We start from the raw sequence: 10,044 nt of genomic DNA, 5'->3' as shown, positions 1-10,044 counted from the left end.
CTGGCTCCCGGACGGCGCCCTCGGCTCGGCCGCCGTGGAATCGGGCCCCTGCCCGACGCCGTCAGAGGCGCTCGCGCGCCTCGCCGAACGGCTCGTCGATCAGGGAATGCCGGCGGCGGGCGGCGAGGACGACGACCTCGCACGCTACGAGAGGCTCTACGCCGGCGACATGGAAACCTATAAGAGCACGAACCTGGACGAGCTCATAAGGGCGTGCCGTGCATCGGCGCGCTACGGGGCTGCCGAGAAGGGAGGCGGTGGGCGATGACGTCCTTGCCGACGACGGTGGCCGACGCCACGGCAGAGGCCGAGCGGGTCATAGAGGAGTGCCGGGAGGCCGGCGATGAATCCCGCCTGCTGTCCTGCATCGCGGCGACGGCAACGTACGATCCCGGCACGCGCCGGGTGAGGACTTACGGGCCCCTCAACGCCGCCCTGGCGTGGGCCCACGGCGCGGGATCCGGCTGGTGCCGTCCGGCCGAGGACTGGGAGAGGGACGGCCGCGCCGTCGCCAGGGCCGACATGGCCGTCCCCGTCCTCGTGAGGGGCGCCTCCGGGATGGCCCTCATGCGACGCTACCCGTACGAGGCGACCGAGGGCGACGGGGCGGTGACGGAGCCCGTATGCGGCCTCTCGTGCGACAGGCGGGCCGTCGAGGACATCCTGTCGTCGGGCGAGATAGACTGCGCCGGCGCGTACGGCATGGTCGAGGCGTACTTCGGCATGGGGGACGTCGTCGCCCCTGCGGGCGGGGGTTTGGGCCAGGAAGGGATGAAGGAAGTCATCGCGAGCTTCAAGGCGGCCGCCTCGGCGGTGCATCGGGCCTACGAGGGGAGGGGAGGCTCGTACCGGCCGAGGCGCATCGAGCCCGCAAGGCCCCTGCCCGTCCCGGCCGAGGTTCTCGCACCGTCGGAGGTGCTGGACGGCGAGGGCGTGCTGGACGCAGGCTGGGATGGGTACGTGCGCGTCGTGAAGCCCTTGATCAACCTGCTGGCCGCCAGCTACGCGAAAGGGGGCTACGACGCGGGGTGCGCCCTCGAGTGCTTCCGCGCCGCTGCAGCCGAGATCAAGGGAGGGGCGTCTGCGGAGGACGCGTGCGCGCTGATGCGGCGGTACCTGCCGGAGCTTGCCGAGGACTGCCAGCTCGAGGCGGAGATAGCGAGAGCGACGGAGGGATTGAGATGACGGTCGACGGGCTTTACTGGGATGAGGCCGGCAGGGCGGATGTCGGGATGATCGAGCCTGGCGACACGGTCTACTGCATATGCCGCGGCGCCGATGGCTTGTTTTCCGTCTCGAGCGGCGTATGCGTGGATCCGCCGGTCAGGTTCATCGACTTCGGCGACGGCGCGCAGTTCCTCGGCGTCGCCTCGACGGTCGTGCCGTCGGCTCTGCGCAGGTTCGGGCTCGTCGGTTCCGTGTTCGTCTCGAGGCGCGCGGCCGATCGCCGCGCAGCCGAGCTGAACGCGGCACGGGAAGGAGAAAGATGAGAAGAGGCATCGCAGCCGACGCGCCGCTTTCCGACGCCGGCGAGGAAAGGCTGTCGGAAGAGGATCGGAGGGCGCTCAAGATGATCGAGGAGCTCTTCCCCGGAGAATACCGCGCTGCGAAGCGCGAGGTGGCGGCAGCCATCGCGTCTGACGCGCCGTCGAGCTTGGGCGGGCTCGCGGCGATCCTGTCGCAACGGGGGAATCCCGACGGCGCGGTGCTGGCAGGGAGGATCGTCGAGGCGCTGCTCACCGACAAGGCGACGCTGATGGACGCGGCGAGCATGCTGTACTTCAGCGACGGCAAGGTGGTCGACGTATGGTGACGGTGCGGCGCGAAAACACAACATGCGATATTCGCGGAATCGGCGCGTATGGTATCATTGTCGCTCAGGAAAGGAACCAGGTGATGGATTCCGGCGGGACGCCGGGAACGAACCCCAAAAAAGAAAGAAACCGCAGACGGCGGTTTCGTGATATTGGAAGAGCTCTTTGTCGTTGCTCTATTATCGCTGACCGGGAGAGGTGTGTCAACCCCTCGGTTTGCTGCGTTGCAGGCAACCGCATCGGCTCGCAGCCGTCACGATTCCGCGCCGGACGACCAGAAGGCGCAATGGAACACAACCGCAGCACCACTACCTTCATCTTCAAAGCAAGCAGCCACCACGGGCTCTCGACCCCGTGGTGGCTGCTTGCTGCCTTTTCCGGCATGCGCCGGCCATGGGCAAAAAGCCCGGTCTGCGCAATCCGGAACCGCGTGGCCAACCAGGATGCGCGTCGATCGAGGATCTCGGCCGACCGTCCAGATTGGACAACATGGCGGTATTGCGGCAAAAGGAAGCTGAAAGGAGGTGATGCGGCAGGGGGAGCGACGGCTTAGGAAAACAACGAGGCCCCGGTTCGCCCCCGAGGCCCCTGCGGTTTCCGAAAACTCGAAAACCAAAGACTTTTGATAGAGGTGGATTGTACCACCCTTGGGTAGTTATATGCAAATCTGCCCCGGAAAGCCCTCATATCGCCCCATACGACGGCGTACGGGGCCGGTTTTCGAGAGTTGCCGAACCCGTGCCGCCAGGGCATGGAACGACCGATACGGGACATACAGCAGCACATAGATTACGTCGGCACGCTTGCCGAAGAAGAACCCGATCCCAAGACCCGCTGGCAGCTGCAGAAGCGCGTTGCGGCGAGCGTCTGGCAGAGGGACGCCAAGGCGTACTACGAGGAGCAGGGCGCGGAATTCTTTGATTTCGGGCAATGGCAGCTCGACCAGGCCTACGCGAGCTACCTCTACCACGAGTCCATCAAGCGATACCGCAAGCGGCAGGGCGACAGGCAGATCCTCGCGCGCCTCGACGAGCTGAACAACGTCCCGCGCGAGGACGGCGGGTACAAGGTCACGGGCGCGCGCCGCAAGGTCATCCGCGCGATCGTGGGGCTCGCCACGTCGAGCGGCGTGCTCTACTGCAGCTACGACGGCCTGGCGCGTGCGGCGCGCGTATCGCCGAGGTCGGCGCACTCGATCCGCGCGGAGCTCGAGCGCCTGGGCGTCCTCAAGCGCGTCCGCACGGGGGGCAGGGCCGAGGACGGATCGCGTCAATCGAACAAGTACATCGTGAAGTGGGACAAGCTGCGCGACATCCTCGGGATCGCGTGCTGCTATGCGTCCAATTGGCATGGAGAGCTCCAGAGAACAGTTGAGCGCAAGCCCTTCCATAACGTGTACTACAACTACGAGGGATACGCGCACTACAGCAAGTCGGCGCGCCAGAAGCGCCGCGAGCGCCAGCGCGCTCGCGAGCATGCGGCGCTCGCGGCGCAAGCGCCGAAAGTGGATAACCATGTGGAAGAAAGCGCACCAAGAAAAAGGACAAGGCCATGGGGCTTGAAAACGAAGCTAGTGATCAGGGTTTTTGCGCACTAACCGATCTTAAAGAGCGTAAAACATCTAAAATCCTTCAACCTGTGAGATCTCTCCTGTCCTATTGCCGCCGCATTGTGGAAAAGCGTACGCCACTCCGCGGCTCCTCGGACGCCCGCCACGAGGGCGGGATGCCGGAATCGCTGCGCGATACCTTGGACAACCGCCCTGCGGGCGGCACAACCTGGTGCTTCGACGTCTCAAAGCTCTCCCAAACATCCCTACAAAGACTCGGCCGAGTGGCACCGGGAAGGATCGTACCCCTCTTGGCCGAGATCGACCAGATGACGCGCAGCAACCCTTCGCTCGAAACACCGGAGGACATGCAATGGCACGCCGAGGAGCTCCTGCACATCCTCGCAGATGCGGACGGCATCCCCCGATGACCGAAAGGCATCGGCCGCATCGGCACGGCTTCGCCGTGCGGCAGTGAAAAAATGATCTGCCTCCCGGTGCCGGCAGTCAAGGGGAATTTGGGAATCCTTGCCTGCCCTCTGTCTTACCGACCGAACGGATCCCAACCGCCCGGCGGCTCGACGCACCTCGCCTGGCTATAACGTTGTGGATGGCGGCCTCGATGTTCGATGCCGCGTCGCCCCCGAGCCCAGCAATCAAGAGCGCCGAGCGTTCGGCGATCGCCTCTATCAGGAGCCCGCTGTCGTTTCGATCAGCGCTGCAGGCGGGGCTCGCGCCTTTCTCCGGTCGAGGCGGCCGGATCGCCCCGGATCTCGCCTGCAGGGCCATCCTGCCTATCTCCCTATGCAGGATCGATTCCACTACGTAGACGTCGGCCTCGTCTCCGTACGGCGCGAAGAGATCGTCGGCCGCCTCGACGATCCGGTTGAGGGAATCTGGGATATGACCTGCGCTTAGATTCAATTCGCCAACCCGCTACTGCTCGCTTTTCATTGTGTCTTCGGACCGCCCTCGCCGCGCAGCTTCGCCCTCGCGGCGTCGCTGTAAGGATTGCTCATGTGATGGAGGTTCTTCGGCACGCTGATGTAGACCCCCTCGCCGATGCTCGCGATCTCATCGTCCGGCACGAAGCCGAGCACGTCTGCCACGTCGCATCCTTCGACGCCGAGCGCTCGGAGCGCCTTGATGAGGGCGTCGATCGTAGTCCCCCTGTAGGCGACCACCTTCCCCGTTTTCAACCTGGATACGTTGACGTTCGTTATCCCGGTCGCAGCTGCTATCTTGTCGAGGGATATGCCGTGCTGCAGCATCAGCGCCTCGAGCTTCACGACTATGGCCATGGGCTGTTATCCATGGCAGGCCTTGCGGATCCTGGGTCCACGAGTCGCTCCTTTCGCGACTATTTCATTTCCTTGCTGAGTGCTAAACATTATATATATTGAATAAATCATTGCATATAACAAATGAGAATGGGGGAATGGATGACGTAGAGCTTAACAAGCGAAGGAAGCGACTTGGGAATGCCGTCCGCGTCGAGCGGGTGGAGCAGCGGCTATCCCAAGAACGCCTGGGCCGGATGGTCGGCACCAACCAGACCTACATCAGCCTGCTCGAGGCAGGCGAGATAAACGTGACGTTCAACAAGCTGTGTCGCATCGCGGAGGCCTTGGAGGTAGAGGTGTCCGACCTGGTGCGCTAGAGTGCCCCGGCGTTGCCGGGCACGATCTCCTCTACGTACCATCGGCCGTCGTCGCTATGCCAAAGGTGCTTTGTCCTTCCGCAGATCTCAACGGTATAGCGGATCCCGTGGCCGCCGACCTTCATGCTCGCCGCGCGCCTCGATTCGAGCACGCGATCCACGACAAAGCATCGTCCGTCTCCCCAGTAGATCGCCAGCGGTCGCTGGCGGCCGTCGGGGTCGATGTCCACCACGGCCTCCACGTAGGTCTTCTTGCGGCTCTCGATTCCATGCATTTAGCAGCTCCTCACGAGTGGAAGAAGCTGACGGGGTGGACGGTGTTGTCGGCCTTGGCGTCGACGCTGGCCGCGCCTTCGTCGACGAGCTGCGCGCCCCATACGACGCACTTGTTGCCGTAGCGACGGCGCAGGTCGTCGACGGAGGCGTCGAGCTCGCGCATCTCGGTGCGGCGGGGAAGCGGGTCGAAGAGCGACGCCTGCAGGTCGGCGTCGGCAGGCTCGAGGTCGGAGGCGCGCACGTGGATCCCGCGCAGGGGATGGCTCGCGTCTAGCGGCTCAAGCTCGCGTAGGAGGCCCCAAGCGGCGCGCGCTACCTCGAGCGTCACGTCGGTGGCCACCGGCAGCTTGCACTGGCGCGATCGGGTGCAGAGGTCGTCCGCGGCCCTTGCGCCGACCGACACGGTGCGGGCCCTGGCGCGGCCCTCGCGCATGCGCTGGGCGACGCTCTCGGCGAGCATCCAGACGTACGCCTTGGCGGACTGCGGGTCGCATATGTCCCTGGGGGCCGTGAGCCCGTTGCCGTAGCTCTTGATCTCGCGCATGACGTCGGCGGCGTCCCGGTCGTAGGGCTTGACCTCGGTAGCGTCCTGCCCGCGCGCGAAGCCGCGCAGCACGAACCCCATCTTGCCGAGCCTGTTGCGCAACAGCTCGTCCGAGGCGCACGCGAGCTGGCCTATCGTGTCGATGCCCGAGGAGTGCAGCTTGCGCTCCGTGGCGGGCCCTACGTAGAGCAGGTCGCGCACAGGGGCCTGCCATACGACCTCGCGGTAGTTCTCCCGCGTTATCACCGTGACGGCATCGGGCTTCTTGTAGTCGCTGCCGAACTTGGCGAAGATCTTGTTCCACGACACCCCGACCGACACGCTGATGCCGAGCTCGGCGACCATGCGCTCGCTTACCTCGCGGGCTATCTCGGCGGGGGAGAGCCCGAGGCACCGGCGGGTGCCCGTGACGTCGAGCCAAGCCTCGTCGGGTCCGAAGGGCTCTACACGGTCGGTGTAATCGTAGTAGATCTCCCTGGCTCGCCGCGACACGTCCATGTAGAGCCGGTAGTCAGGGGGCACGACGACGAGGCCGGGGCATGCCTTCCGCGCCTCCCACAGCGCCATCGCGGTCTTGACGCCGGCGCGCTTGGCTATGAGGTTCTTCGCGAGCACGATGCCGTGGCGCGCCTCCTCGTCGCCGCCCACCACGACGGGCTTGCCGCGCAGCTCGGGCCGTGCCTGGCACTCGATCTGCGCGTAGCAGCAGTTTATGTCGCTGTGCAGGACGTCGCGGTCTGGCATGATGACCTGTTACCTCCGTAATAGAGAACAAATGTTTGATACAATTGTAGGCCCGCATGGGTGCCGGAGGCAATCGAACAGTTTGTGGAGTGTTTGGGATCCTAGCCGCTCCGGCTCTCGTTGAGGCGCTTTCGGATGCCGTCGTGGATCGGGTTGCTCATACAGTGGAGCTCTTTCGGCAAGCTGACGTAGACGCCTCTTGCGATCGTGTCCAATTCATCGTTCGGTACGTAGCCGATCGCATCAGCCCTTGGAGTGGAAATATGGGAGCTGTTCGCACCTGCAGATGTTGTCGATGAGGTAAGAAAGGGGAGGGGCCGGTAGGGTATCGCTTCCTCGTCGTGCGGTCAGTAGGCCTCCTCGCGCTCGCAGGGAAGGTCGAGCCACACTCCGTAGTAGCGCTCCTTCACCGTGTCCACGTACTCGCCGTCGTACTCTATCGTCACCAAGCGCACGTTGTTCATTCCCACGTATCCACGAACCTTGGTCTTGGCATCGCGCTCCGGAGTCCCATGGTAAAACTCGCGGTTCGTCATCTTTCCGGGCATTCCGATCCCCTCTTCCGATGAGTGCATTTTCTGTCATGTAATATGATCGGAGCATGTAGTATCATTTTTAAATATGGCATCATTTTGAAGAACAGAGCCTTTGGTCGAGCCCCTGCGCTCCCCGTGTTCCCATAGTCTCGGCTTCCCAGACTGACGGCATGTCGGATACGCGCACCGTCGCCATCCTGCCGCTCTCCCCAGGGCGCAGATTCAGAAAACCGTGGAGATCGAGCGGTATCTTGATCAACGCAGATTCTCGTTCGTCATCGATTTTCTTGCTCATGCACCTGGGCGATATGTGTGCGCAAGGAAGGGTAGTCGTCCAGATTTCCAGGATCTCTCCTTCCACGGGTGTGCAAGTATCGCGCGGCCGTGAGGAAGAATGAGGCCGTGGAAAAGACGGATCCGACTGCGAACACGAGCAATAGGAGCAGCATGTGAGGAAACAAAGGAAGACTCCATCCGCTGTTGGCGACGAGCATGTAGCCGATGGCGATCGTCCCCATCCAGAATACGAAGGCGCTCATCGATGCCTCGACCAATTCTTTCTTCACAGGTGCTTGCCCTCTCCTCGTCATTCTTTCCATTCCCATGTCTCCTATCTACCGCCATGCCACGCATGATCGTAATGGCGTCCCGCTTCAAGTGTCAGCGCACGTGCACGAGCAGCGGACACAGCGGCTTCATGCCTTTCTTCTTGCGGCCTGCGTTCAAGCGCTCGGCCTCTTCAACCGCCTTCTTGATCGAATTGAGCCTGCGGAAATACGTTGTGCGCTTCAAGCCGAGTTGCCGCATCCCTTCTTCTACCGAATGGTTCTGCTGCCATGCAAGGTACTCGGCGCAGGTAGTCTCATTATTAAATATGGAATCATGTGGGAGCACCACGCCCTTGCTCGGACGGCCTGCGCGCCGCGTCCTCATGGTTTCCGCGTCCTGGACGTCCGGCATGTCGGACACGTGCACCGTCGCCGTCTTGCCGCTCGATGAAACTGCGCAATCGACCTTGATTCCCAGCTCGCGGGCAATGGACATGAAGTGATCGAATTCCTCTCGCCTGAACCCGCTTGCAGTAAACGTGCATTCGGTTGGATGCATATCCAAACGCTCCGATCTCGCAATTAATTATGGGACTAGCATACGCGATTAGAGTTCGAATTTCAATATTAAAATTGGGACGGCCGTGCGAAATTGATAACACATATTATGTAAACTTAGGCTAACTTTTTACGCGCAGCGGCCTTCGCCGGCCTTCCCTCCGCGTTAAAGAACGTGAATCCGGCTGAGGTAGTCGGATATCATCTTCCCTTCGCCGCTTCGCTCGCAAGAGAGTATCTCCTGCCCGTCCTCGTAGAGGGCAGAGTAAAGGGTTCCCCCGGCGTTGGCGAACCTGTGGAGCGCGGCGCACTTGCCCTCGGCGGCGCGGGAAGCCGGCATGATCGTTCCGACGAACTCATGGGGGCTGTCGTCGCCGAATCCCGCAGACAGCCAGGTCTGGGTTTTATCGGCGCGCATTTCTCGGACATCTTTGAAGTCGCTGCTTTCTTCTGACGTTTCGTAGCCGGCTTCGCCGATCATGGGCCCTCCTCTTCCTATGTGCTGTCGTGATCGATAATACCAGCAATTCGAAACGAATTAATACCTTGAAGATAGCTAATTTGGTACAATCGTGAAAAGACCGGGCCTGAAATGTTGGAGGATCGATGGCGAAGGCTGTGCCCCTGTCCGAGTTCCGCGTGAATTCGGCAAGGATACTCGAAGGGCTCTCCGAAACGAGGGGGTTCGCGTACCTGACCAAGAACGGCTACTCGGTGGCTGTCGTGGCGGACGTGGAGGAGTTCGAGCGCATGTACGGCTACGCCATCGACCATGGCTACAAGGCAGGTCGGGATGAGCAAAGCGAGTGATTTGGGGTACTGGGTCAAGGATCACGGCGGCGTGGTTTTCGCGGCCATCATGGTCGTCGCCCTCGTGGCGATGTTCGTGGCCGCCATCGTTGTATCCTCGCAACAGCCCGAAGCGGAGCCCGAGGACACGGTGAGCGGAGGGTACGTGGGATCCTGGTACCATGTCGAGTACGACAAGGCGTACGTGCTCACCCTTAACGGCGACGGCACGGCGCGCTACTACGACAAGACCCTGGTGCAGCCTTTGATGTTCGGAAAATGGGAGGTAGGCGAGAACATGAAGGTCTCGTTCTTCGAGCCGGAAGGCGAGCAGCCCAACGCGAGCGCCGGCGAGGAGTTCGCGTTCTACACGACGCCTAACGAGGACGGATCCATCCCGTCCTCGCCCGCTACCCTGTCCTACAAGGGATCCTACTCGTCGTCCCAGATATGGCTGTTCTGGCCCAGCAAGGCGGCTGCGGAGGCGGAATGGGCCGAGCGCAACCCGAACAAGGCGGCGGTATCGTGAACGTCGCGGTGATGACGGGGGCTTTGGGGTACAGGGAGTACAACACCACCCTCATGACCATGGACGGGTGGACGGACTCGAGGGGCACGGACAGGCACCCGACCGTGGTTGACGAGAGGGTCAACGTCGGATCCTTCATGTCCGGCGACGACCATCTGTACGCGGACGTCTACTGCCATGACGACGAGGTCGAGAGGATCGGCGCGAACCCCGACCCGAAACCCGAGCGCGAGCCCGAGTTCCTCGTCAGGAAGAAGCTGCTCGACAAGCGGTACCTCGGCGGCCTGCTCTACCTGAAGGTCGGGGAGCTCGTCGTCGTCGACAGGCTGAAGGACGTGCTGCCGATGGAGGCCCCGCAAGGGGGCGGCGAGGTAGAGGACGCCGAGGTCGACCTTTATTGGGACGAGGCCGCCGAGGCCGAGGACGCCGAGGTCTGACGTCCCTACCGCGACGCGCCCCTCCCTTCCTTGGCCGCCACGTTCGCCGCGATGTTCCGG

At 62.7% G+C, this 10,044-nt stretch carries 19 protein-coding genes; 11 read left to right on the top strand and 8 right to left on the bottom strand.

Going from position 1 to position 10,044, the window contains the following annotated elements:
* From GPA_RS08930 to GPA_RS18135, 7 genes are all read left to right on the top strand, one after another.
* Positions 1-268: hypothetical protein (locus tag GPA_RS08930; RefSeq protein WP_041239363.1), on the top strand; the 268-nt coding region annotated here is incomplete at its 5' end.
* Positions 265-1,185, top strand: coding sequence for a hypothetical protein (locus GPA_RS08925; RefSeq protein WP_015539663.1), 921 nt, complete (start codon positions 265-267; stop codon positions 1,183-1,185). The genes GPA_RS08930 and GPA_RS08925, both read left to right, overlap by 4 nt.
* Positions 1,182-1,490 (top strand): hypothetical protein, encoded by a 309-nt coding sequence (locus tag GPA_RS08920; RefSeq protein WP_015539662.1) that lies wholly within the window; start codon positions 1,182-1,184, stop codon positions 1,488-1,490. Before GPA_RS08925 ends, GPA_RS08920 begins: the two co-directional genes overlap by 4 nt.
* Positions 1,487-1,813 (top strand): hypothetical protein, encoded by a 327-nt coding sequence (locus GPA_RS08915; RefSeq protein WP_015539661.1) that lies wholly within the window; start codon positions 1,487-1,489, stop codon positions 1,811-1,813. The genes GPA_RS08920 and GPA_RS08915 overlap by 4 nt, the downstream gene beginning before the upstream one ends.
* Positions 1,807-2,367, top strand: a complete 561-nt coding sequence (locus tag GPA_RS18140) for a hypothetical protein (RefSeq protein ID WP_147270999.1) — start codon at positions 1,807-1,809, stop codon at positions 2,365-2,367. Before GPA_RS08915 ends, GPA_RS18140 begins: the two co-directional genes overlap by 7 nt.
* 198 nt (positions 2,368-2,565) lie before the next feature.
* The gene (locus tag GPA_RS08910) at positions 2,566-3,411 is read left to right on the top strand and encodes a hypothetical protein (RefSeq protein ID WP_015539660.1); all 846 of its coding nucleotides are present in this window, start codon (positions 2,566-2,568) and stop codon (positions 3,409-3,411) included.
* Entirely contained in the window at positions 3,366-3,794 is a 429-nt protein-coding gene (locus GPA_RS18135) for a hypothetical protein (RefSeq protein ID WP_035586667.1), read from the top strand. The genes GPA_RS08910 and GPA_RS18135 overlap by 46 nt, the downstream gene beginning before the upstream one ends.
* Positions 3,795-3,870: 76 nt before the next feature.
* On the opposite strand, the gene GPA_RS08905 is transcribed toward GPA_RS18135, so the two are convergent.
* Positions 3,871-4,287, bottom strand: a complete 417-nt coding sequence (locus tag GPA_RS08905) for a hypothetical protein (protein WP_035586669.1) — start codon at positions 4,285-4,287, stop codon at positions 3,871-3,873.
* Positions 4,288-4,313: 26 nt separating this feature from the next.
* Positions 4,314-4,664: a helix-turn-helix domain-containing protein gene (locus GPA_RS08900; protein WP_009307222.1), complete on the bottom strand. Its 351-nt coding sequence runs from the start codon at positions 4,662-4,664 to the stop codon at positions 4,314-4,316.
* 137 nt (positions 4,665-4,801) lie between these two features.
* Here GPA_RS08900 and GPA_RS17460 point away from each other — a divergent pair, with 137 nt between their 5' ends.
* On the top strand, positions 4,802-5,023 hold the full coding sequence (locus tag GPA_RS17460; protein WP_035579227.1) for a helix-turn-helix domain-containing protein: 222 nt from the start codon (positions 4,802-4,804) through the stop codon (positions 5,021-5,023).
* Here the strand turns inward: GPA_RS17460 and GPA_RS08890 are convergent.
* From GPA_RS08890 to GPA_RS08865, 6 genes are all read right to left on the bottom strand, one after another.
* The gene (locus GPA_RS08890; RefSeq protein WP_009307220.1) at positions 5,020-5,298 is read right to left on the bottom strand and encodes a hypothetical protein; all 279 of its coding nucleotides are present in this window, start codon (positions 5,296-5,298) and stop codon (positions 5,020-5,022) included. The genes GPA_RS17460 and GPA_RS08890 overlap by 4 nt on opposite strands.
* A gap of 11 nt (positions 5,299-5,309) precedes the next feature.
* On the bottom strand, positions 5,310-6,587 hold the full coding sequence (locus GPA_RS08885; protein WP_015539657.1) for a DNA polymerase Y family protein: 1,278 nt from the start codon (positions 6,585-6,587) through the stop codon (positions 5,310-5,312).
* 347 nt (positions 6,588-6,934) lie between these two features.
* Positions 6,935-7,135, bottom strand: a complete 201-nt coding sequence (locus GPA_RS08880; RefSeq protein WP_009307218.1) for a hypothetical protein — start codon at positions 7,133-7,135, stop codon at positions 6,935-6,937.
* Between the two features lie 263 nt (positions 7,136-7,398).
* The gene (locus GPA_RS08875) at positions 7,399-7,689 is read right to left on the bottom strand and encodes a hypothetical protein (RefSeq protein ID WP_021409105.1); all 291 of its coding nucleotides are present in this window, start codon (positions 7,687-7,689) and stop codon (positions 7,399-7,401) included.
* 94 nt (positions 7,690-7,783) lie between these two features.
* A complete protein-coding gene (locus GPA_RS08870; protein WP_021409113.1) occupies positions 7,784-8,167 on the bottom strand; it encodes a hypothetical protein in 384 nt (127 codons plus the stop codon).
* Positions 8,168-8,395: 228 nt separating this feature from the next.
* Entirely contained in the window at positions 8,396-8,710 is a 315-nt protein-coding gene (locus GPA_RS08865) for a hypothetical protein (RefSeq protein WP_015539654.1), read from the bottom strand.
* Positions 8,711-8,835: 125 nt separating this feature from the next.
* Between GPA_RS08865 and GPA_RS08860 the strand changes: the two genes are divergently transcribed.
* The 3 genes from GPA_RS08860 to GPA_RS08850 are packed head-to-tail and all read left to right on the top strand — an operon-like array spanning position 8,836 to position 9,984.
* Positions 8,836-9,039, top strand: coding sequence for a type II toxin-antitoxin system Phd/YefM family antitoxin (locus GPA_RS08860; protein ID WP_009307274.1), 204 nt, complete (start codon positions 8,836-8,838; stop codon positions 9,037-9,039).
* Positions 9,023-9,547, top strand: a complete 525-nt coding sequence (locus GPA_RS08855; RefSeq protein ID WP_021409101.1) for a hypothetical protein — start codon at positions 9,023-9,025, stop codon at positions 9,545-9,547. The genes GPA_RS08860 and GPA_RS08855 overlap by 17 nt, the downstream gene beginning before the upstream one ends.
* The gene (locus GPA_RS08850; RefSeq protein WP_021409119.1) at positions 9,544-9,984 is read left to right on the top strand and encodes a hypothetical protein; all 441 of its coding nucleotides are present in this window, start codon (positions 9,544-9,546) and stop codon (positions 9,982-9,984) included. Before GPA_RS08855 ends, GPA_RS08850 begins: the two co-directional genes overlap by 4 nt.
* The last annotated feature ends 60 nt before the right edge of the window (positions 9,985-10,044 follow it).

This window comes from Gordonibacter pamelaeae 7-10-1-b (assembly GCF_000210055.1).
Lineage (GTDB): Bacteria > Actinomycetota > Coriobacteriia > Coriobacteriales > Eggerthellaceae > Gordonibacter > Gordonibacter pamelaeae.
The sequence above is the reverse complement of the archived record's forward strand: the minus strand, read 5'-3'. Positions and strand labels throughout refer to the sequence as shown.